21 protein-coding genes are annotated in these 20,363 nt (G+C 70.9%); 13 read left to right on the forward strand and 8 right to left on the reverse strand.

Annotated features, from left to right (window positions below; translation table 11 throughout):
- Positions 1–2,112: a hydantoinase/oxoprolinase family protein gene (locus FJM51_RS16220; protein WP_140455190.1), complete on the forward strand. Its 2,112-nt coding sequence runs from the start codon at positions 1–3 to the stop codon at positions 2,110–2,112.
- Positions 2,109–3,785 (forward strand): hydantoinase B/oxoprolinase family protein, encoded by a 1,677-nt coding sequence (locus FJM51_RS16225; RefSeq protein ID WP_140455191.1) that lies wholly within the window; start codon positions 2,109–2,111, stop codon positions 3,783–3,785. The genes FJM51_RS16220 and FJM51_RS16225 overlap by 4 nt, the downstream gene beginning before the upstream one ends.
- Here FJM51_RS16225 and FJM51_RS16230 read toward each other — a convergent pair.
- A complete protein-coding gene (locus FJM51_RS16230) occupies positions 3,758–4,402 on the reverse strand; it encodes a GntR family transcriptional regulator (RefSeq protein WP_140455192.1) in 645 nt (214 codons plus the stop codon). The genes FJM51_RS16225 and FJM51_RS16230 overlap by 28 nt on opposite strands.
- A gap of 1 nt (position 4,403) precedes the next feature.
- Positions 4,404–5,360, reverse strand: coding sequence for a 2-hydroxyacid dehydrogenase (locus FJM51_RS16235; RefSeq protein ID WP_140455193.1), 957 nt, complete (start codon positions 5,358–5,360; stop codon positions 4,404–4,406).
- Between the two features lie 90 nt (positions 5,361–5,450).
- On the opposite strand from FJM51_RS16235, the gene FJM51_RS16240 reads away from it, so the two are divergent.
- Positions 5,451–7,160, forward strand: coding sequence for a dihydroxy-acid dehydratase (locus tag FJM51_RS16240; protein WP_140455194.1), 1,710 nt, complete (start codon positions 5,451–5,453; stop codon positions 7,158–7,160).
- Between the two features lie 14 nt (positions 7,161–7,174).
- On the opposite strand, the gene FJM51_RS16245 is transcribed toward FJM51_RS16240, so the two are convergent.
- The gene (locus FJM51_RS16245) at positions 7,175–8,101 is read right to left on the reverse strand and encodes a dihydrodipicolinate synthase family protein (RefSeq protein ID WP_140455195.1); all 927 of its coding nucleotides are present in this window, start codon (positions 8,099–8,101) and stop codon (positions 7,175–7,177) included.
- On the reverse strand, positions 8,098–8,802 hold the full coding sequence (locus FJM51_RS16250; RefSeq protein WP_140455196.1) for a ribonuclease activity regulator RraA: 705 nt from the start codon (positions 8,800–8,802) through the stop codon (positions 8,098–8,100). Before FJM51_RS16250 ends, FJM51_RS16245 begins: the two co-directional genes overlap by 4 nt.
- Before the next feature lie 115 nt (positions 8,803–8,917).
- Here FJM51_RS16250 and FJM51_RS16255 point away from each other — a divergent pair, with 115 nt between their 5' ends.
- The 5 genes from FJM51_RS16255 to FJM51_RS16275 all read left to right on the forward strand — a co-directional run bounded on the left by FJM51_RS16255 (position 8,918) and on the right by FJM51_RS16275 (position 14,006).
- Positions 8,918–9,823 (forward strand): LysR family transcriptional regulator, encoded by a 906-nt coding sequence (locus FJM51_RS16255; RefSeq protein ID WP_233713155.1) that lies wholly within the window; start codon positions 8,918–8,920, stop codon positions 9,821–9,823.
- Between the two features lie 64 nt (positions 9,824–9,887).
- On the forward strand, positions 9,888–10,658 hold the full coding sequence (gene fabI, locus FJM51_RS16260) for an enoyl-ACP reductase FabI (protein ID WP_438502764.1): 771 nt from the start codon (positions 9,888–9,890) through the stop codon (positions 10,656–10,658).
- 46 nt (positions 10,659–10,704) lie between these two features.
- On the forward strand, positions 10,705–11,904 hold the full coding sequence (locus tag FJM51_RS16265; RefSeq protein WP_140455197.1) for an acetate/propionate family kinase: 1,200 nt from the start codon (positions 10,705–10,707) through the stop codon (positions 11,902–11,904).
- Positions 11,905–11,999: 95 nt separating this feature from the next.
- Positions 12,000–12,668: a potassium channel family protein gene (locus FJM51_RS16270; RefSeq protein ID WP_233713156.1), complete on the forward strand. Its 669-nt coding sequence runs from the start codon at positions 12,000–12,002 to the stop codon at positions 12,666–12,668.
- Between the two features lie 3 nt (positions 12,669–12,671).
- A complete protein-coding gene (locus FJM51_RS16275) occupies positions 12,672–14,006 on the forward strand; it encodes a TrkH family potassium uptake protein (protein ID WP_140455199.1) in 1,335 nt (444 codons plus the stop codon).
- 66 nt (positions 14,007–14,072) lie between these two features.
- Here the strand turns inward: FJM51_RS16275 and ppk2 are convergent, their stop codons facing one another.
- Entirely contained in the window at positions 14,073–14,993 is a 921-nt protein-coding gene (gene ppk2, locus FJM51_RS16280; RefSeq protein WP_140455200.1) for a polyphosphate kinase 2, read from the reverse strand.
- Between the two features lie 104 nt (positions 14,994–15,097).
- Entirely contained in the window at positions 15,098–15,712 is a 615-nt protein-coding gene (locus FJM51_RS16285) for a TetR/AcrR family transcriptional regulator (protein WP_140455201.1), read from the reverse strand.
- 101 nt (positions 15,713–15,813) lie between these two features.
- Between FJM51_RS16285 and FJM51_RS16290 the strand changes: the two genes are divergently transcribed.
- From FJM51_RS16290 to FJM51_RS16305, 4 genes are all read left to right on the forward strand, one after another.
- On the forward strand, positions 15,814–16,620 hold the full coding sequence (locus FJM51_RS16290) for an MBL fold metallo-hydrolase (protein ID WP_140455202.1): 807 nt from the start codon (positions 15,814–15,816) through the stop codon (positions 16,618–16,620).
- 24 nt (positions 16,621–16,644) lie between these two features.
- Entirely contained in the window at positions 16,645–16,815 is a 171-nt protein-coding gene (locus FJM51_RS16295; RefSeq protein WP_140455203.1) for a YjiS-like domain-containing protein, read from the forward strand.
- 30 nt (positions 16,816–16,845) lie between these two features.
- Positions 16,846–17,289 (forward strand): ester cyclase, encoded by a 444-nt coding sequence (locus FJM51_RS16300; protein WP_140455204.1) that lies wholly within the window; start codon positions 16,846–16,848, stop codon positions 17,287–17,289.
- A 64-nt stretch (positions 17,290–17,353) separates the two neighbouring features.
- Positions 17,354–17,668: a YdhR family protein gene (locus FJM51_RS16305; RefSeq protein ID WP_181164595.1), complete on the forward strand. Its 315-nt coding sequence runs from the start codon at positions 17,354–17,356 to the stop codon at positions 17,666–17,668.
- Between the two features lie 51 nt (positions 17,669–17,719).
- Here the strand turns inward: FJM51_RS16305 and FJM51_RS16310 are convergent, their stop codons facing one another.
- Together FJM51_RS16310 and FJM51_RS16315 are read right to left on the reverse strand one after the other, a co-directional pair.
- A complete protein-coding gene (locus FJM51_RS16310; RefSeq protein WP_140455206.1) occupies positions 17,720–18,331 on the reverse strand; it encodes a cyclase family protein in 612 nt (203 codons plus the stop codon).
- Positions 18,328–19,254, reverse strand: coding sequence for a helix-turn-helix domain-containing protein (locus FJM51_RS16315; protein ID WP_140455207.1), 927 nt, complete (start codon positions 19,252–19,254; stop codon positions 18,328–18,330). The genes FJM51_RS16310 and FJM51_RS16315 overlap by 4 nt, the downstream gene beginning before the upstream one ends.
- Positions 19,255–19,479: 225 nt before the next feature.
- Here FJM51_RS16315 and FJM51_RS16320 point away from each other — a divergent pair, with 225 nt between their 5' ends.
- The gene (locus tag FJM51_RS16320) at positions 19,480–20,361 is read left to right on the forward strand and encodes a carbohydrate ABC transporter permease (protein WP_140455208.1); all 882 of its coding nucleotides are present in this window, start codon (positions 19,480–19,482) and stop codon (positions 20,359–20,361) included.
- Positions 20,362–20,363: the final 2 nt, after the last annotated feature.

The raw sequence follows: 20,363 nt of genomic DNA on the forward strand, positions 1-20,363 counted from the left end.
ATGGCATCGCACCCGCGCATCGCCGCCGACATTGGCGGCACCTTCACCGATGTCGCGCTCATCCGCCCGGACGGGAGCATCGCCACGCGCAAGGTCTCCTCGACGCCGGACGACTATGCCCGGGGCGTCGCGGAGGGGATCCTCGAGCTCATCGCGATCAACGACCTCGATCCCTCCGAGATCGGCGAGATCATGCACGCCTGCACGGTCGCGACGAACGCCATCCTCGAGGGCAAGGGCGCGCGGACCGCGCTCGTCACCACCGAGGGCTTCCGCGACGTGCTGGAGATGCGGCGCATCCGTGTGCCGCGCCTCTACGATCCGCTCTACGAGAAGCCGCCCGCGCTCAGCCCGCGCAAGTGGCGTTTCGAGGTGGCCGAGCGGATGGACTTCCGGGGCGAGGCGCTGACCCCGCTCGACGAGGCGAGCGTCCACGCGGCCATCGACGCGATCGAGGCCGCGGGCGTCGACGCGGTCGCGGTCTGCCTGCTGCATTCCTACGCCAATCCCGCGCATGAGCGCCGGATCGGCGAGATGCTCGCCGCGCGGCTGCCGGGGGTCTTCGTCTCGCTCTCGGTCGACGTGCTGCCGGAGATCCGCGAATACGAGCGGACCTCGACCACCGTCATCAACTCCTTCGTCGGGCCGCCGGTGAAATCCTACCTCGACTCCCTCGAGGCGCGCTTCGCCGCCGCCGGGCTGCCGGAACGCTTCTTCATGATGCATTCCGCGGGCGGGATCGTGGACGCGCGGACCGTGGTCTCGCGCCCGGCGCAGATCGTCGAATGCGGTCCCGCCGCCGGCGTCATCGGCGCCCGCGCGATCATGCTCGAGGCGGGCTTCACCGACGCGATCACCTTCGACATGGGGGGCACCACCGCGAAGGCGAGCCTGATCGAGGACGGGCACCTGCTCCGGGCCGAGGATTACGAGGTCGGCGGCGGCATCTCGCTCTCCTCGAAGCTCGCCAAGGGCGGCGGCTACGCGCTGAAACTGCCGGTCATCGACATTTCCGAGGTCGGCGCCGGCGGCGGCTCGATCGTCTGGCGCGACCGCGCGGGCGCGCTCAAGGTCGGCCCCCACAGCGCGGGCGCGGCGCCCGGCCCGGCCTGCTACGGCGCGGGAGGAACCGAGCCGACGGTGACCGACGCGAACATGGTCCTCGGCTATCTCAACCCCGAGGCGCTCGCGGGCGGCGCCGTCCCGGTCGATCCGGAACTGAGCCGCGCCGCGCTCACCCGCGTCGTGGCGGAGCCGATGGGCATCGACATCGACCGCGCCGCGCATGGGGTGCACGAGCTCGTCTCGACCGTGATGACGCGCGCGGTGAAGTCGGTCACGACCTACCGCGGCCGCGATCCCCGCGATTTCGTGATGATCGCCTTCGGCGGCAACGGCGGCATCCATTCGGTCTCGCTCGCCCGGTCGCTCGGCATCTCGACCGTGATCGTGCCGCCGGGCGCGGGCGTGCTCTCGGCGCTCGGGCTGCTCTTCGCCGATATCGAGACCTCGGCCTCCGCGGCGATCCTGAGGCCGGTCGACGCGGCCGATCCCGCGCTGGTCGCGGCGCGCTTCGCCGCGCTCGAGGCCCAGACGGCGGCGGAACTGTCGCGCGACGCGGCCGAGGTCACCTTCGTCCACGAGGCCGATTTCCGCTACCGCGGCCAGGCCTTCGAGCTGACGCTTCCCTTCGCGGAAGGACGCGCGCTGAGCCCCGAAGGAGTGGCCTCGGCGCTCGAATCCTTCGCCGCCGCGCATGAGCGCGCCTATGGCTACCGGCTGACGGGGACGCCGGTGGAGATCGTGAGCCTGCGCGTCACCGCGCGGGTGCCGCGGCCGCGCCGCGGCCTGCCGCCGCATCGCCCGCGCGCAGGCGCGCCGGAGCGGCGGCGCGCGGTCTATTTCGGCCCGGACCGGGGCCGGGTCGAGGCCGCCGTCATCGACCGCGCCGGGCTCGCGGCGGGGCCGCGCTCCGGGCCGCTGATCGTCGAGGAATACGAGGGCACGACCATCGTGCCGCCCGATTGCCAGGCCCGCGTCGACGCGCGCGGCAACATCGTCGTCACGCTGCCGGTGGCGGCGCGGGCGCGGGAAGTGGAGGCCGCGGAATGAGACAGGTGGACCCGATCCGGCTCGAGGTGATGAAGAACGCCTTCGATGCCATCGCCGACGAGATGGCGCTGATGCTGATGCGCGCCGCCTATTCGCCGATCGTGCGCGACAGCATGGACTATTCGACCGCGATCTGCGACGCGAAGGGCCAGACGCTGGCGCAGGGCGTCACGACGCCGATGCATCTCGGCAGCTTCTACGACGCGATGCGCCACCTGACGCGGCGCTACGCGGGCAACATCCACCCCGGCGACGTCTTCATCGGCAACGACCCCTACGCCGCCGACGGCCAGCACCTGCCCGACATCTACATCGTCGAGCCGATCTTCCATGGCGGCCGCCTCGTCGCCTGGACCACGACGCTCGCGCATCACGCCGATGTGGGCGGCATCGTGCCGGGATCGAACGCGCTCGGCGCGGAGGAGATCTATCAGGAGGGGCTGCGGCTGCCGTTCCTGAAGCTCTGCGACGCCGGCGTGATGAACGAGGCGATCTGGGAGATCATCGGCCTCAACGTCCGCGTGCCCGAGATGGTCCGGGGCGACCTGCGCGCGCAGATGGCGGCGAGCCACGCCGGGCGGCGGTCGTTCCTCGAACTGGTCGCGCGCTATGGAATCGACGAGGTGCTCGCCTCGGCGGAGGAGCTTCACGACTATGCCGAGCGGCTGGGCCGGGCGGAGATCCGCGACCTCCCGAACGGTACCTATCGCTTCACCGACCATCTCGACGGGCTCGGAGAGGATCCCGAGCCGATCGTGATCGCGGTCGCGGTGACGATCGGGGACGACACGATCGCGGTCGACTTCGCCGGCTCCTCGCCGCAGGTCGCGGGCGGGGTCAACACGCCGCTCCCCTTCACCAAGGCCTCGGTCTATACCGCGCTCCGCTCGGTGATGCTGTCCGACATCCCGAACTGCCACGGGTTCGAGCGCGTCGTGACGGTGACGGCGCCCGAGGGAACGGTGGTCAATTCCGTCCATCCCGCGCCCTGCGGCGCGCGCGGCATCACCGGCTACCGCGTGATCGACGCGATGTTCGGCGCGCTGGCCCAGGCGCTGCCGGACCGGGTGACGGCGGACGGCATGGGCGGCTCGACCGTGCCGACCTTCGCCGGCTGGCACGAGGGCCGGGCCTTCGTCTTCACCGAGACGGTGATGGGCACCTGGGGCGCGACCTCAGCGCATGACGGCCAGGTCGGCGTGCCGCACATGGGGGCGAACCAGGCCAACGTGCCGGTCGAGATGATCGAGGCCGCCTATCCGCTCCGGATCCGCCGCTACGGCATCATGCCGGACACGGGCGGCGCTGGCCGCCACCGCGGCGGCGACGCCTTCATCCGCGAATACGAATACCTCGGCGAGACGGCGGGGGTGATGTCGCTCCGTTCCGACAAGGCGCGCTTCCGCCCGCACGGGCTCGCGGGCGGGGCGGAGGGCACCGGTCCGGTCAGCCTGCTGATCCGGGGCGAGACGGTGAGCGAACTCCCCGTGCTCGTGACGCGCCCCTACACGCTCGGCAAGGGCGACGTCTTCCGCCATGTCTCGCCCTCGGGCGGCGGCTTCGGCCCGGCCTCGGAACGTCCGGAGGCGGAGGTCCGCGCCGATCTCGAGGCGGGGCTGATCTCGCCCGAGACCGCGCTCCGCGACTACGGCGTGACCGCGCAGGCGAGATAGGCCTCGCGCGAGGCGGGCAGATGCGCGCGGCAGAGGTTGACCAGATCGTCGCGGCGCCCCTCGGCGGCCGCGGCGATCATCGCGTGATGCTCGTCGCGCGCCCGCGCGACCGCCGCCGGATCGCCGAGCGAGGCGAAGCGGATCGCATGGGCCCGGCGCGAGGCGGCCTCGACCGCCTCCACGAGGAAAGGGTTGGGGCAGAAGGAAAAGAGCCGCGCGTGAAAGGCCCGGTTGGCGCGGAAGATCGCAGCCTTGTCGCCCGCCTCCACCGCCGCGTCGTGCCGCCGCTGCGCCGCCTCGAGCGCCGCGAGGGCGGAGGCTGGCAGCGGCGCGGGCAGCCGGGCGGCGGCGCCGGTCTCCAGCATCTCCCGCAGGTCGTAGAGATCGCGGACCTCCGCGGGGGTGAAGGCGCGCACCTGCGCCCCCCGGTTCGGGATCAGCTCGACCACCCCGATCTCCGCGAGCCGGCGCAGCGCGTCGCGGATCACGTGGCGCTTGGCGCCGAACCGGGCGATGAGCGCGTCCTCCGGCAGCCGCTCGCGCGGGTGGAGCCGCCCGAGCACGATGTCCTCCTCCAGCGCGCGGGTGACCGCGGCGAGTTCCGTGCTCCGCGTCATCTCAATGCCCCCCGACGAGGTCGGGCGGCGTCGCACCCGCGAGGAAGGCGGCCACGTTGTCGAGCGCGCGCGCCCCCATGGCCTCGCGCGTCTCCAGCGTGGCGCTGCCCATGTGCGGCGTCAGGAAGGCGCGCGGCTGGTCGCGCAGACGCAGGTCGTAGGCCGGTTCGGCGCGGAAGACGTCGAGCCCCGCGCCGGCGAGATGGCCGGAGCCGAGCGCCTCGACCAGCGCCTCCTCGTCCACGAGCGACCCGCGCGCTGTGTTGACGAAGATCGCGCCGGGGCGCAGCCGCGCGAACCGCTCCCGCGTCATCAGCGGCGCGCTTCCTGCGCCGGGCAGGTGGAGGCTGAGGACGTCGACGACGGGCAGCATCGCGTCGAGATCGGCGTGCCAGCGCGCGCCGCGCTCCCGCGCCGGATCGAGCCGGCGGCGGTTGTGGTAGTCGATCCGCATGCCGAAGCCCCGCGCGCGCTCGGCGACGGCCCGGCCGATCCGGCCCATGCCGACGATGCCGAGCCGCTTGCCCGACAGCTGGGTGCCGAGCATCTCGTGAAGCGCGAAGCTCCGGCGCCAGCCCGCCTCCATGATCCGCTGGTATTCCCGCGCGCGCCGCGCCGCGCCGAGCAGGAGCAGCATCGTCAGTTCCGCCGTCGCATCGGTCAGGACGTCCGGGGTGTTCGTCACCGCGACACCGCGCGCGGCCGCCGCGCCGAGGTCGAGATGGTCGAAGCCGACGCTCGTCGTGGCGATCAGGCCCACTTCGGGCGGAAGCGCCGCCAGCGCCCCGGCGTCGAGCTTCTGGCGCGAGGAGATCACGATGGCGCGGACCTTCCCGGCCGCGGCCGCCGCGGCGACCTCGGCGGCCGAGAGGTTGCTCCCGGCCGGATCGCAGCCGAAGGCGGCGCGGGCGCGCGCTTCGACCGCGCGGGGCAGGGGGGTGGCGAGCAGGACGGGCATCGATACCTCGGGAGTTATTATCAATAAGATTATTGACAATATGCGTGCCGGATGCAACCGTGGGAAGCGGATCCGACGAGAGGAAACCTGATGGAGCCGAAGACGGGATTGCGCCGGAACGTCGCGCATTACGGGGACGCGGAATTCGCGGCCTATCTGCGCAAGGCCTTCATCAAGGCGATGGGCTACACGGACGAGGCGCTCGATCGGCCGGTGGTGGGCATCGTCGACACCGGCTCCGGCTACAACGCCTGCCACCGCAACATGCCCGACCTGATCGAGGCGGCCTCGCGCGGCGTGATGCTCGCCGGCGCGATCCCGATCCCGTTCCCGGTGATCTCGCTCCAGGAGAGCTTCACCCACCCCTCGACGATGTATCTGCGCAACCTGATGGCGATGGACGCGGAGGAGATGATCCGCGCGCAGCCGATGGACGCGGTGATCCTGATCGGCGGCTGCGACAAGACCGTGCCCGCGCTCCTGATGGGCGCGGCGAGCGCGGACATTCCCGCGATCATGCTGGTGACCGGGCCGATGATGGCGGGATCCTGGCGGGGCGAGCGGCTCGGCGCCTGCACCGACTGCCGCCGCTTCTGGGGACGGTTCCGCGCGGGCGAACTCGACGCGGGCGAGATCGCGCAGGTGAGCGATACGCTCGCCCCCACCATCGGCACCTGCGGCGTGATGGGCACCGCTTCCACCATGGCGCTCGCGGTGGAGGCGATGGGGATGATGCTGCCCGGCGGGGCGAGCGCCCCCGCGGTCTCCTCGGAGCGGCGGCGCATCGCCGAGATGACGGGCGCGCGCGCGGTCGGGATCGCGCGCGAGGGGTTGCGCCCGTCGCAGGTGATGGCGCCCGCGGCCTTCGAGAACGCGTTCCGGACGGTGATGGCCTGCGGCGGCTCCACCAACGCGATCATCCACCTGACCGCGATGGCCGGCCGGCTCGGCATCGCGGTCGATCTCGCGACCGTCGACCGGATCGCGCGGGAGACGCCCGTGCTCGTCGATCTGAAACCCTCGGGCCAGGGTTACATGGAGGATCTGCACCGCGCTGGCGGGCTCGCGCCGATCCTGCGCGAGATCCGGGGCGCGCTCCGGCTCGACGCGCCGACGATCAGCGGGCGGACGCTTGGCGAGACGCTCGACGCGGCGCCGGCGCCCTGGCCGCAGGAGGTGGTGCGGCCTTCGGCCGATCCGGTCGTGAGGGGCGAGGGGATGGTGGTGCTGGGCGGCAATCTCGCCCCGGCGGGCGCGCTCCTGAAGACCGCCGCCGCGACGCCCGCGCTGCTCACGCACCGGGGCAGGGCGGTCGTCTTCGACTCGCTCGCCGATCTCGCCGAACGGCTCGACGATCCTGATCTCGACGTGACGGCGGAGGATGTGCTGGTGCTGCGCGACGCCGGCCCGATCGGCGCGCCGGGCATGCCGGAGGCGGGCTACATCCCGATTCCGAAAAAGCTCGCGCGGGAGGGCGTGAAGGACATGGTGCGGATCTCGGACGCGCGGATGAGCGGCACCGCCTTCGGCACGATCGTGCTGCACATCGCCCCGGAGGCCGCCGCCGGGGGACCGCTCGGCGCGGTCCGGACCGGCGACATGATCGCGCTCGACGCGGGCGGGCGGACGCTGATGCTCGAGGTGGCGCCGGAGGAGATCGCGGCGCGTCTCGCCGCGCGCCCGCCAAGGGAGGACGGCGAGACGCGGGGCTACGCGCGGCTCTACCGCCAGTCGGTACTGCAGGCCGATCGCGGCTGCGACTTCGACTTCTGCGTGCCGAAGGAACGCGCGCGCCTCTGACGGGCGCGCGCCGATCAGAACGCCGCGCGTCCGTCCTTGCGGGCCAGCCGCCGCAGCAGGTGGTCCACCTCGGCCCGCGCGGCGGCGGAGAGCGGCGGGCCGGGGCGGCGCTGGACGTCGCAGGCGATCACGCCCCGGCGCATCAGCACGTACTTGCGCGCCGAGAGCCCGACGCCCGGCTGCTGCTCGTAGCGGATCAGCGGCAGATGCGCGTCGAAGAGATCATGCGCGGCCTCCTTCTCGCCCTTCCCGTGCAGGTCCATCAGTTCCACGAGCATGTCGGGGAAGGCGTAGCCCGTCATCGCCCCGTCCGCGCCCCGGCCATGCTCGAGATCGAGGAAGAGCCCGCCGTTCGCGGTCAGGATCGAGAAGGGGCGCAGTCTCCCCTCGGCCTGGAGCCGGCGCAGCGCGCTGATCTTCTCGAGCCCCGGCCAGTCCTCGGCCTTCAGCATCACGCAGGAGGGATGCTCGGCCATGAGCCGTGCGATCATCGGTACCGAGAGGATCACGCTCAGCGTTAGCGGATAGTCCTGCAGCGCCCAGGGCACGTCCGGCCCGATCGCCTCGACCGCCTGGGCGAACCAGGCGGCGATCTGCTCGTCGCTCCTGAGATGCGGCGCGGGGGCGAGCATGACGCCCGCCGCGCCCGCCTCCATCGCCTCGCGCGCGAGCCGGCGCATCGCCGCGAAGCCGGGCGCGGAGGCGCCGACCACGACGGGCACCCGCGCCCGCGCGATGACCCGGCGCGCGATGGCGGCGGCTTCCTCGGGCTCGAGCTTCTGCGCCTCGCCCATGATGCCGAGGATGGTCATCCCCGTCGCGCCGGCCTCCTGGTAGAAGTCGGTCAGCCGGTCGACGCCGTCGAGATCCAGCGCGCCGTCGGGATGGAACGGGGTCGCGGCGATCGGATAGACGCCCTTCGTCGCGGGGCCGAAGCTCATCGCCCCGCCTTCCAGGCGGCGTAGCGCGCCCTGGTCTCGTCGTTCATCGGGTAGAGCCCGGGCAGGGGGACGCCGCGGTCGACCTCGGTCATGATCCAGGCCTCCATCCGCTCCTGTTCCTCGGCCTCGGCCAGAACCGCGTCGAGGAAGGCGGCGGGGATCAGCACCGCGCCGTCGTCGTCGGCGACCACGATGTCGCCCGGAAAGACCGCGACCCCGCCGCAGGCGACGGGCTGCTCCCAGGCGACGAAGGTGAGCCCCGCGACCGAGGGCGGCGCCGCGATGCCGTCGCACCAGAGCGGCAGTCCGGTGCCGAGCACCCCGGCCGCGTCGCGCATCACCCCGTCGGTGACGAGCCCGGCCACGTTCCGCCTCACCATCCGCGCGCAGAGGATGTCGCCGAAGATGCCGGCGTCGGTCACCCCCATCGCATCGGCGACGACGACGCAGCCCTCGGGCATCGCCTCGATCGCCGCGCGCGTGGAGATCGGCGAGGCCCAGCTCGCCGGCGTCGCGAGATCCTCGCGCGCGGGCACGAAGCGCAGCGTGAAGGCGGGACCGACCACGCGGTCCTGTCCGGTCCGGATCGGCTTCGTACCGCGCATCCAGACGTTCCTGAGCCCCTTCTTCAGCAGGACCGTGGTCAGCGTCGCGGTCGAGACGCCCTTCAGGATTTCGACCGCCTTCGGATCCAGTGCCATTCTTCCCCTTTCGCCGGAAGCGCGGGATCGGCCCGCGATTCTTGATCGGGCGCATGGGACGCGCTTCCGCGTGAAAAGGAAACCTGTTCAATCCTGTCTTCAGAAGATAGGAAAGATGATGGATACCCGCTTCCTCGAGACCTTCGTCGCCGTGGTCGAGCACGGCTCGCTCGCCGAGGCGGCGCGCCGCCTCGGGGTCACCCCGGCGGCGGTCGCGCAGCGCATGCGCGCGCTCGAGGCCGAGATCGGCGCGCCGCTCATCCTGCGCGCGGGGCGCCAGGTCCGGCCCTCCGACGCCGGGCGGGCGATCCTCGCGCGGAGCCGGCGCCTGCTCGTCGATGTCCGCCGGCTCGCCGCCGCCGCGCGTGCCGGGCCGCCGGTGGGCGAAATGAGGCTCGGGGTGATCAGCACGGCGCTGACCGGGCTCGTCCCCGGCGCGCTCCGCGATCTCTCCGACACGATCCCCGGCATCGATGTCTTCGTGCTGCCCGGCACCTCTCCCGATCTCTACGACGCGCTGAGCGCCGGCCGGATCGACGCCGCCCTGCTCGTGCGACCGCCCTTCGCCATCCCGAAGACGCTCGAATGGCATCTGGCGCGGAGCGAACCGATGGTGCTGCTCTGCGCCGCCGAGCGCGCGAGCACGGACGCGATGACGCTGCTGCGGACCCGGCCCTTCATCCGCTACGACCGGAGCAACTGGGGCGGGCGGATCATCGACGCCTGGATGAAGGCGCGCCGCCTCGCGCCCCGGGACTGGCTCGAACTCGACCAGCTGGAGGCGATCGCGGTGATGGTGGACAGGGATCTCGGCGTCTCGATCGTGCCCGACTGGGCGCCGCCCTGGCCCGAGGGGCTGCGGGTGGCGCGGCTGCCGCTGCCGGGCGCCGCTCCGCCGCGCCGGATCGGCCTGCTCTGGCCCCGGAGCGGGACGAGCGGGCGAGCCGCCATGCTGTTTCTCGAGGCCCTGCGCCGGTCGGGCGCGGCGGGCGGGCCGGCGGATCACGCCGCGACGCGATAATTTCACTTGTCCCGGCACCACCGCCGCGCCCATGCTGGCGCGTCGGGACATGGACGGGAGTGGCGTGACGGTGTTTTCGCTCGAAGGTCGGACCGCGCTGGTCGTGGGCGTCGCCAATGACCAGTCGATCGCATGGGGCTGCGCCCGCGCGCTCCACGCGCAGGGCGCGAAGCTCGCCATCACCTATCTCAACGAGAAGGCCGAGAAGCACGTGAGGCCGCTGGCGGAGGCGCTCGGCGCCGAACTCATCCTGCCGCTCGACGTCGCCCGGCCGGGGCAGCTCGAGGCGGTTTTCGCGGCGATCACGGCGCATTGGGGCCGGCTCGACACGTTGCTGCATTCGATCGCCTTCTGCCCCCGAGAGGATCTGCATGGCCGCGTCGTCGATTGCTCGGCCGAGGGTTTTGGCCAGGCGATGGACATCTCGGTGCATTCCTTCCTGCGGATGATCCGCCTCGCCGAGCCGCTGATGGCGCGCGGCGGCACCTGCATGACCGTGAGCTTCCAGGGCTCCGGGAAGGTGGTGGAGCATTACAACATCATGGGTCCGGTGAAGGCCGCGCTCGAATCGGTCGTGCGCTACGCGGCGGCCGAGCTGGGGCCGAAGGGCATTTCCGTGCACGCGCTCTCGCCCGGGCCGCTCCGGACCCGCGCCGCCTCGGGCATCGCGGAGTTCGACGAACTTCTGGACGCCGCGGCCGAACGCGCGCCCACCCACATGCTGGCCACGATCGAGGACGTCGGCGCCTACGCGGCCTTCCTCGCCAGCGCCGAGGCGGCCAATGTCACCGGCGGCGTGCATGCGATCGACGGCGGCTACGGCATCGTCGGATGAGGATGAGGGAGACGCCCATGCTCGGCGCGGTCGCGGGCGCGGTGCGATGAGCCGGCCGGTCGCGCTCACGCTCAACGCCGGATCCTCGTCGCTGAAATTCGGCGTCTTCGACATCGCGGGCGCGCCGGCCGAGCTCGCCACGGGGCTGATCGAGAAGATCGGCGGCCAGCCGCGGCTCCGGGCGAGCCTCGGCCCCGACGCGGATCCCGTCCGCCGGGAGCTCGACCCCGAGGAGGCGCGCGACCACGCGAGCGCGCTCGAGACCGCGCTCGCGCTGCTGCGCGCGCACTTTCCCGAGGCGCGCGCCGAGGCCGTCGGCCACCGGGTCGTTCACGGCGGGCCGAAATACGCCGAACCGGTGCTCGTGACGCCGAGGATGCTGGACGAGCTGCGCCAGCTCTCGCCTTTCGCGCCGCTGCACCAGCCGCACAACATCAGCGGGATCGAGGCGGCGGTGAGCGCCTTTCCCGACGCGCTTCAGGTCGCCTGTTTCGACACCGCCTTCCACCGCCGGCATCCGAAGGTGAACGACGTCTTCGCGCTGCCGCGGGAATATTACGACAAGGGCGTGCGCCGCTACGGCTTCCACGGCCTCAGCTACGACTATGTCGCGGGCGAGCTGCGGCGCGTCGCGCCCCTCCTGCACGCGGGGCGGGTGGTGATCGCGCATCTCGGCAACGGCGCCTCGATGTGCGGGCTGCTCGGCGGCCGGTCGGTCGCCTCCACCATGGGCTTCACCGCGCTCGACGGCCTGCCGATGGGCACGCGCTGCGGCCAGATCGATCCCGGCGTGATCTTCTACATGGTGCAGCAGGAGGGCAAGAGCATCGACGAGGTGCGCGAGCTGCTCTACACCCGCTCCGGCCTGCTCGGCCTCTCCGGCCTCTCGAACGACATGCGCGCGCTCGAGGCCGCCGGCACGCCCGAGGCGGACGAGGCGATCGACTATTTCGTGTTCCGGATCCGGCGCGAGCTCGGCGGGCTCGCGGCGGCGCTCGGGGGGATCGACGCGCTCGTCTTCTGCGGCGGCATCGGCGAGAATTCCCGCCGCATCCGCGAGCGCGTCTGCGCGGGGCTCGACTGGATCGGCATCGAGATCGACCGCGCCCGCAACGCGGCGAACGAAAGGCGCATCAGCACCGACCTCAGCCGCACCCATGTGCTGATCGTGCCGACCAACGAGGAGATCGTGATCGCGCGCGCCGCGAAGCGCTTCCTCGAGGAGGCCTCGCCCGCCGCCGGATGAGCACCGCCCGGATCGGCCCTCGCGCCTCGGCGGTGGCCCCGCGTGCGAAATCCGGTTTAGATGCGGGAGCCACCCACAATCGGGAGACCGGGCTCTTGAAGAACCGCAGCTTCGTCGTGATCGGACTTGGAACCTTCGGCAGCAGCGTGGCCAGGGAACTGGCCCGGTTCGGCGACCGCGTCCTCGGCATCGACATCCACGAGCGCAACGTCGCCCGGCTGGCGGAGACGCTGACCGAGGCGATCATCGCCGACGGCAAGGACGAGGCCGCGCTGAAGGAGGCGGGCGTCGGCAATTACGACGTCGCGGTGGTCGCGATCGGCGAGGATCTCGAAGCCAACATCCTCTGCACGATGAACGTGCGCATGCTGGGCGTCGAGACGATCTGGGTGAAGGCGCTGAACCGCACGCATCACCGGATCCTGACCAAGCTCGGCGCCGACCGCGTGCTGCTGCCGGAGCAGGAGATCGGCCAGCACATCGCGCAGATGCTGCACAATCCGCTGGTGCGCGACTACGTGAGCCTCGGCAACGGCTATCATGTCGTGAACTTCCAGATTCCCCCGAAGCTCGACGGCAAGCCGGTCGCGGATCCGGACGTCTTCGCGCGTTACGGGCTGCGCGCCCTCGGCGTGATGCGCGACAGCCAGTTCCTGTCCTGCGAGACCGGCGCGCTCGTGCTCCGGACGGAGGACAAGCTCCTGCTCCTCGGCCGGCGGACCGACCTCTGGCGGTTCGGGGACGCGTTCCGCGACGAGGGCTGAGCCATGGCCCGCGCTTACACGAAACGGAAGGTCTCGCATCTTCCGCCCCCGCTCTTCCTCGTCCTGATCTACGCGGGCTTCATCCTGCTCGGGACGCTCGCGCTGAAGCTGCCCTTCGCGACGACGGGGGCGATCACCTGGTCGGATTCGGCCTTCACGGCGACCTCGGCGGTGACGGTGACGGGGCTCGCGGTGATCGACACGGGGACCGGCTTCACGCTCTTCGGCCAGGCGGTGATCGCCTTCCTGATCCAGCTCGGCGGTCTCGGCGTCATGACCTTCGCCGTGCTTATCCTCTCGATGCTGGGCCTGCCGGTCGGGTTCACGCATCACCTCTACCTGCGCGAGGATCTGAACCAGACCTCGACGACCGACCTGCTGGAACTCGCCGAGATGATCCTCCGCGTGGTCCTGCTCTGCGAGGTCGCGGGCGCGGCGCTGCTGGCCTTCGTCTTCGTGCCGGAATTCGGCTGGGGCGCGGGGATCTGGATGGCGCTCTTCCATTCGATCTCGGCCTTCAACAACGCGGGCTTCGCGCTGTTCCCGGACAGCCTCGGCCGCTGGGTGGGCGACCCGCTCGTGAACATCGTCGTGCCGCTCCTCTTCATCCTCGGCGGGCTCGGCTTCACCGTCGCCGACGACGTCCAGCGCCAGCGGAGCTGGCGGCGGTTCTCGCTGCACACGAAGCTGATGCTGACGGGCACGGCCGCGCTCCTCGCCGGCTCGACGCTCGCCTTCGCGGCGATGGAATGGAGCAATCCCGCCACGCTCGGCGCGCTCGACTGGCCGGCGCGCCTCTGGGCGAGCTGGTTCCAGGCCGCCTCGACCCGGACGGCGGGGTTCAACACCGTCGACATGGCCGGGCTGACGGACGGCACGACGCTCATGTTCATGGTGCTGATGGTCATCGGCGCCGGCAGCACCTCGACGGGGGGCGGGATCAAGGTCACGACCTTCATCGTGCTGCTTCTCGCCACGCTCACCTTCTTCAAGCGGCACCGCAACGTCGACGTGTTCGGGCGCAGGCTGGGGGCGGAGCAGGTGATGAAGGTGCTCGCGCTCGCGATGGTGAGCGTGTTCCTGATCCTGCTGGCGCTCTTCGCCATGCTGCTCCTGCACGAGGGCGATTTCCTCGATCTCGCCTTCGAGACGGTCTCCGCCTTCGGCACGGTCGGCCTGTCGCGCGGGATCACCGGCGACTTCGACGCGGCGGGCCGGATCGTGATGATGTTCATCATGTTCGTCGGCAGGGTCGGGCCGCTCACGCTCGGCTTCCTCCTCGCCACGCGCCAGCCGAAGCGGATCTCCTATCCGGCGGGGACCGTCTACCTCGGCTGAGGGGCGGGCCGCCGCTCCGGCGGCGCGCTTCCGGCGGGCAGCCGCCCGCCCGCCGGAAAGGGGCGGTCAGTATCGCGACGGCACGTAGAGCTCGGGCGGCAGCACCTTGCGCTCGTATTCCGGATTGAACACGCGCTCGGGCAGGGTGATGTCCTCGTGCGGCACGTCCTCGTAGGGGATCCGGCTCAGCAGGTGGTCGATGCAGTTCAGCCGCGCCCGCTTCTTGTCGTTGCCCTCGACGATGTACCAGGGCGCCTCGGGGATGTTGGTGCGCGCGAAGGTGTCTTCCTTGGCCTTGGTGTAGCGCTCCCAGCGCACCCGGGACTGCAGATCCATCGGCGAGAGCTTCCACTGCTTCATCGGGTCGTGGACGCGCATCAGGAAGCGCATCTGCTGCTCCTCGTCGGTGATCGAGAACCAGTACTTGATGAGCCGCGCGCCGGAGCGGACCAGCATCCGCTCGAATTCCGGCACGTCCTGGAAGAACTGCTCGACCTGATCCTCGCTCGCGAAGCCCATCACCCGCTCGACGCCGGAGCGGTTGTACCAGGAGCGGTCGAAGAGCACGATCTCGCCGCCCGCGGGCAGATGCGGCACGTAGCGCTGGAAATACCACTGGCTCCTCTCGCGCTCGGTCGGCGCGGGCAGCGCCACGACGCGCGCGATCCGGGGGTTGAGCCGCTGCGTGATCCGCTTGATCGCCCCGCCCTTGCCGGCGCTGTCGCGGCCCTCGAAGATCACGACGACCTTCTCCTTGTGGTAGGCGACCCAGCTCTGCAGCTTGATCAGTTCGGACTGGAGCCGCAGCAGCGCGCGGAAATATTCGATCCGGGGCATCGAGGGCGGATGCGCCCGCTTGTAGATCTTGCGGATCTCCAGCGAGAGCGCGGGCTCGGAAAGCTCGAGCTCGTAATCCTCGTCCAGCGTGTCGGCGAGCTCGGCTTCCAGCCAGTCCCGCGCGCCGTGATCCTTCTCGTCGTCCTTCATCCGTCTCTGTCCCCTTCCGGCCCCGCGCGACGTGCCGGGCGGGAGCAGATCTACAGCCCCCGCCGGCGGAGGGGAGTGAAGCTTTCATGACAGGGGGGCGGTGGCTACGCCGCGCCGGGCGCCCGCCAGCCCTCGTGGCCGAACAGCCAGCCGGTGACGAGGTCGAGCTTCTCGGCGTTCGTCAGGCCCTGCGCCTCGAGATCGGCCCAGGTCGGGAAGGCGAGGGCGTGGCGGATCGTCGGCGCGACATGGGGCGCCGCCTCGGCGCCGAAGGCCGCGACGAGATCGGCGGCGACGCCCGCGAGAAAGGCCGCGACCTCCGCCATCGGCCCGTGGAGCGCCGGAACCTCGGCGACGTCGCGGAAGGAGACCGTCCACATCGCGCGCGTGCGGCTGAAATAGCCGTGGAAGGCCGCGATCGCGGCGCGGAAGCGGGCGCGCGGATCAGCGATCGCGGCCCAGTCGGCCGGGTCGGGGGGCGGGTTCAGCGACAGCCAGTGCGCGGTGCAGGCCTGAAAGACCGCCGTCTCGTCCGGGAAATGCCGGTAGACGGTCAGCCGCTGCACGCCCGCGCGCTCGGCGATAGCGCTGATCGTCGTGTTGCGCGGTCCGAGCTCCTCGTGAAGGCGCATCGTCGCCTCGACGATCCGCAGCCGCGTCTCCTCCTGGGAGCGGGCGCGCTTGCTCTGGCGGTAGGGGCGGGCGGGTTTCTCGTTCATTCGATGAACATGGATGATCATCGAATACTTGACAAGGTGAATCGCCGCGTGTAGACACCGCATTCATTAAACACATACGTTCACTGAAATGGAGTTTTGGAATGACGCCCGTTGACACGCCCTTCCAGCATCCCGCCCACGCCATCGCCGGCGCGTGGCGCGCGCTGCCCTCCTGGCTTCCGGTTCCGGGGCTCGGCGCGCTCGCCGTGAACGCCTTCCTCCTGAAGGGGCGCGAGCCGCTTCTCGTGGATACCGGCCTCGCCGCGCTCTCCGAGGATTTCCTCGCGCGGCTGGCGGAGGAGATCGACCTCGAGGATCTGCGCTGGATCTGGCTCAGCCATACCGACGCCGATCACATCGGCAATCTCGACCGCCTGCTCGCGCGGGCCCCGAAGGCGCGGGTCGTCACCAGCTTCCTCGGCGCCGGGAAGATGGGGCTGATGGGGGCGGGCGATCCGGACCGGCTCCGGCTGCTCGAACCCGGCGAGGTGTTCGAGGTCGGGGGCCGGAGGCTCCGCCAGGTGAAGCCGCCCTATTACGACGCGCCGGAGACGATGGGCTTCTTCGACGAGACCGACCGGGTGCTCTTCACCGCCGACGCCTTCGGCGCGCTGCTCGGCGGCGCGGTCGGCGCGATCGAGGAGATCGGGGCGGGCGACCTCCGCGACGGGCTCGTCGCCTGGTCCTCGGTCGACGCGCCCTGGCTCGCGCGGATGGACCGGGGCGCGCTCGGGGCGACGCTCCGCGCGCTCGACCGGCTCGACCCGGCCTTCGTGCTCTCCGGCCACCTGCCGGTGGCGCGCGACATCCGCGCGCTGACCGGCATCCTCGCCACCGCCTGTGGCCGCGGTGTCACCGCCGCCATCACCCCTGAAACCGTGGCCCAGGTCGAGGCGATCCTCGCCTGAGCCCCCATCCGGAAGGACATCGCCATGACGACCCGACACCACCCGCGCGCGCCCGGCACGTTCCTCGGCCGGCTCGCCCGCGAGGCGCGGTTCCGCCGCGACATCGCCCGGCTCGAGGCGCTCGACGACCACCTGCTGCGCGACATCGGCGTGGCCCGCCCCGGCATCCGGCGCGCGGTCCGCGGCCAGGACTGACACCGCGACACCAGGAAAGGAGAAGATCCCATGACCATCATCGAGCGCAACAGGGCCACCGTCGCCCGCTTTCTCGCCGGCACCCATTCGCCCGACATCGAGGACATCGCGGTGATCGACGAGACCGTGGTCCCGCATATCCGCTGCCACGGCTTTCCGGGCTTTCCGGATGGCGAGTTCGGCGACCGCGAGAGCTACAAGACCTTCTTCCGCGTCTTCCGCCAGTCGTTCGGCGACATGAGCTTCGAGACGCTGGCGACGGTCGCGACCGGGGAGTTCGTCTCGGCGCACTGGAAGATCCACGCGACGCATACCGGGCCGTTCCGGGGCATCGCGCCGGACAACGCCCGCGTCGTCTTCGACGGCGTCGCGCTCTACCGGATGGAGGAGGGGCGGATCGCCGAGACCTGGCTCCGGATCAACGAGCCGCTGCTCGTCGCGCAGCTCGGCCGCGGCTCCGCCCGCGCCGCGTGAGGAGACGCCGATGTGCCACGCCCGGTGTTCCCGCCGCTGCCGGGCCGGAGAGGGAGAACCGACCATGAGCCAGACCGTCGTCACCGTGACCTACCGGCTCCGCGTCCCCGTCGAGGCCTTCCGCGCGCGGGCCCGCGCGGTGGCGGAGCGGATCGCGGAAACCCCCGGCCTCGCCTGGAAGATCTGGGGGCTCGAACCCGAAACGGGGGAGGGCACGAGCCTCTACCTGTTCCGCGACGCCGGGAGCGCGGCCGCCTTCGCCTCCGGGCCGGTGCTCGCCGCGCTGCGCGACGGCCCGGCGGAGCGGGTCGAGATCCGCCTCGCCCCGGTCGAGGCCGGTCTCTCGGCCGTGACCCGCGCCGCCTCCGCCCTCGCCTGAGGCGCGCTCCGCCATTCCCGGCGCCGGTCCCCGCGACCGGCGACGGGACTTTCACGCCCCGCCCCGGATCAGGACGCGGACCGGCGCGCCGCTGACGCCGACGAGCCGCGGCGGCAGGGTGATGATCTCGCCGGTCTCGGGCAGCGGCCCAACGTCGCCGAGCGTGTCCTCGACGAGGTATTTCCCCGCTTGCGCGAGCCGGCGGTGAAACCGGAACGGATCGGGGTGATCGAGCGCGAGCGCGCCGACCGTCACGACGATCCTGGCCGGGCGCGCCAGCAGCGCCTCCACCGCCCCGGGCGCCGCCATGGCCCCGTCGCGGGCGTCGATCAGAAGATGCGTCTCGCCCGTCCCGGAGAGGCGGAAACCGGGCGCGGCGAGTTGCCCTGCCGTGACCTTGCGAAACGTGCCGACGCATTCGCCCGCGCCCAGCTTGTCGAGCGTGTCGCCGCCGGCGGCGAAATGGCAGGGCGCGTCGATATGGGTTCCCGTCTGCGTCCCCATCGTCAGGCGCCAGACCTCGTAGCCTTGCGCCGCGCGGTCCGCCCAGAGCGCCGCCGTGAACGGCGGGTCCGAATAGCTCCCCTCGCGATAGATCGCCACATCCGCGTCGAGCGGCCGGGTCAGGTCGAGCCATGCTCCCTCCATGTCCCGCCCCGTCACGCGCCGCTCTGGCCGGCGATGTCGCCCAGCCGCGCGGACTGGTCGGGCTCGTCATAGGCCATGATCCCGCCGTGGCGGCTGATCTCGACCCGCCGCAGGTGATCGCGCGGCGAGAGGCCGAGCACGCGCTTGAACATCCGCGAGAAATAGTAGGGATCGGCGTAGCCCACCTCCGCCGCCGTCGCCGCGACCGAGAGCCCGGCCTCGAGGTGATGCATCGCCCGCTCCATCCGCCGCCGCTCCTGATACTTGCGCGGCGTGAGCCCGAGGCGCTTCTGGAAGGCGCGCAGGAAATAGTCGGGATTGTAGGGCGCCGCCTCGACCGCCTCCCGGGCGATGCCGTCGTCGAGCGGATTGGCCGCGATCATCGTCGCGGCCTTCATCACCGCGAGATCCATCGCATCGGCGCCCTCCATCGGATAGGCCGCGTCGCGGCGCCAGGTCAGGAACGCGTCCTCCACATAGGCGATCAGCAGCACCATGAAGAGATGATGCTGGGAGAGCGTGACCGAGGCCGAGGGCGCGGTCTGGCGGTAATGCCGGGCCAGCGGCCCGAGCAGGCTCCAGCGGCCGAGCGCGACCCGGGGCCGCAGCTCCATCTGCGTCAGCAGGTTGTGCCGGCCGTGAATGTCGAGCGTGAAATGCTGCGCCACGCCGCGATAGGTCTCCGGCCCCTCGTTCCAGCCCTGGAAGCGCTGGCCGCGCATGATCAGCATCGCCTCGCCCGGCCGCATCTCGCGCGGCTCGCCGTCGATCAGGTAATGCCCGACCCCCTCGAGGCAGATCACGAGATCCTCGACCGGGTTCGTCTTGTCGATCGACCAGGTCCGCGAATGCTCCATCCGGATCGCCGCGCGCGTCAGCGTCAAGGTCAGCGCGGAGGCCGGAATCGCCGACAGGATGCCGCCTTCGATTTCGTCCATCTTTTTCTGCCCCTTCGTCAATTCATTCTGGCCTTCGATTCCCGTTAAGTCATCCTCAAAGCGGAGGCGCCCGAAGGCCTCCCCGGGAGGAAACATCGAAGCGACCGGCCGGCGGCCCCCCTTGGGCGCGCGACGAAAGACTTCGATCAGGGAGGAGAAAATGCGTTTTTCTTCAAGAGAATGGCGGGCCATGGCGCGGCGCGTCCGGCCGGTGGAGGCGCGCGGATGAAATCGCAGCGCGCGCTCGGCCTCGCCTATCTGACGCCCTATGTCGTCGGCCTGCTGGTCTTTACCATGATCCCCTTCGTGGCCTCGCTCTATCTGAGCTTCACGAAATACGACCTGATGAGCGCGCCGAAATGGGTGGGCTTCGACAATTTCGTGAAGCTGTTCACGCGGGACCGGACGTTCTGGAAATCGCTCAACGTCACGCTGCTCTACGTCTTCCTGACGGTGCCGCTGAAGCTCGCCTTCGCGCTCTTCATCGCGGCGATCCTGAACTACCGCCTGCGGTTCATCAATTTCTTCCGCACCGCCTTCTACGTGCCCTCGATCCTCGGCGGCTCGATCGCGATCGCGGTGCTCTGGCGCTACATCTTCGCGAGCGAGGGGCTTGCGAACATGGCGCTGGACCTCGTGGGCCTCGGCCCGGTGGACTGGTTCGGCGATCCGGGCAACGCGCTCTTCACGATCACGCTGCTGCGCTGCTGGCAGTTCGGCTCGGCCATGGTGATCTTCCTCGCCGCGCTGCAGTCGATCGACAAGTCGCTCTACGAGGCGGCGCGCATCGACGGCGCCTCGCAGACGCGGATCTTCTTCGCGATCACGCTGCCGCTGCTGACGCCGGTCATCTTCTTCAACCTGATCATGCAGATGGTCCAGGCGTTCCAGGAGTTCAACGGGCCCTACATCATCACCCAGGGCGGGCCGCTCAAGGCCACCTATCTCCTGCCGCTCTACATCTACGAGGAAGCCTTCAAGAAGTTCAACATGGGCTATGCCTCGGCCATCGCCTGGGTGCTCTTCGTCATCATCACGGTGCTGACCCTCGTCGCCTTCTGGTCGTCGAAGAAGTGGGTCTACTACGCCGGCGACAAGCGGAGCTGATC

The organism is Amaricoccus solimangrovi (assembly GCF_006385685.1).
Taxonomy (GTDB): domain Bacteria; phylum Pseudomonadota; class Alphaproteobacteria; order Rhodobacterales; family Rhodobacteraceae; genus Amaricoccus; species Amaricoccus solimangrovi.

Excerpts from the sequence above, each read along its gene's own strand:
- FJM51_RS16275 (WP_140455199.1), top strand. The coding sequence starts at position 12,672 with ATGGCCCGCGCTTACACGAAACGGAAGGTCTCGCATCTTCCGCCCCCG.
- FJM51_RS16235 (WP_140455193.1), bottom strand. The coding sequence starts at position 5,360 with ATGCCCGTCCTGCTCGCCACCCCCCTGCCCCGCGCGGTCGAAGCGCGC.
- FJM51_RS16305 (WP_181164595.1), top strand. The coding sequence starts at position 17,354 with ATGAGCCAGACCGTCGTCACCGTGACCTACCGGCTCCGCGTCCCCGTC.
- FJM51_RS16255 (WP_233713155.1), top strand. The coding sequence starts at position 8,918 with ATGATGGATACCCGCTTCCTCGAGACCTTCGTCGCCGTGGTCGAGCAC.
- FJM51_RS16300 (WP_140455204.1), top strand. The coding sequence starts at position 16,846 with ATGACCATCATCGAGCGCAACAGGGCCACCGTCGCCCGCTTTCTCGCC.
- FJM51_RS16250 (WP_140455196.1), bottom strand. The coding sequence starts at position 8,802 with ATGGCACTGGATCCGAAGGCGGTCGAAATCCTGAAGGGCGTCTCGACC.
- FJM51_RS16225 (WP_140455191.1), top strand. The coding sequence starts at position 2,109 with ATGAGACAGGTGGACCCGATCCGGCTCGAGGTGATGAAGAACGCCTTC.
- FJM51_RS16240 (WP_140455194.1), top strand. The coding sequence starts at position 5,451 with ATGGAGCCGAAGACGGGATTGCGCCGGAACGTCGCGCATTACGGGGAC.
- FJM51_RS16295 (WP_140455203.1), top strand. The coding sequence starts at position 16,645 with ATGACGACCCGACACCACCCGCGCGCGCCCGGCACGTTCCTCGGCCGG.
- FJM51_RS16320 (WP_140455208.1), top strand. The coding sequence starts at position 19,480 with ATGAAATCGCAGCGCGCGCTCGGCCTCGCCTATCTGACGCCCTATGTC.
- FJM51_RS16290 (WP_140455202.1), top strand. The coding sequence starts at position 15,814 with ATGACGCCCGTTGACACGCCCTTCCAGCATCCCGCCCACGCCATCGCC.
- FJM51_RS16265 (WP_140455197.1), top strand. The coding sequence starts at position 10,705 with ATGAGCCGGCCGGTCGCGCTCACGCTCAACGCCGGATCCTCGTCGCTG.
- FJM51_RS16285 (WP_140455201.1), bottom strand. The coding sequence starts at position 15,712 with ATGAACGAGAAACCCGCCCGCCCCTACCGCCAGAGCAAGCGCGCCCGC.
- ppk2 (WP_140455200.1), bottom strand. The coding sequence starts at position 14,993 with ATGAAGGACGACGAGAAGGATCACGGCGCGCGGGACTGGCTGGAAGCC.
- FJM51_RS16230 (WP_140455192.1), bottom strand. The coding sequence starts at position 4,402 with ATGACGCGGAGCACGGAACTCGCCGCGGTCACCCGCGCGCTGGAGGAG.
- FJM51_RS16315 (WP_140455207.1), bottom strand. The coding sequence starts at position 19,254 with ATGGACGAAATCGAAGGCGGCATCCTGTCGGCGATTCCGGCCTCCGCG.
- FJM51_RS16220 (WP_140455190.1), top strand. The coding sequence starts at position 1 with ATGGCATCGCACCCGCGCATCGCCGCCGACATTGGCGGCACCTTCACC.
- FJM51_RS16245 (WP_140455195.1), bottom strand. The coding sequence starts at position 8,101 with ATGAGCTTCGGCCCCGCGACGAAGGGCGTCTATCCGATCGCCGCGACC.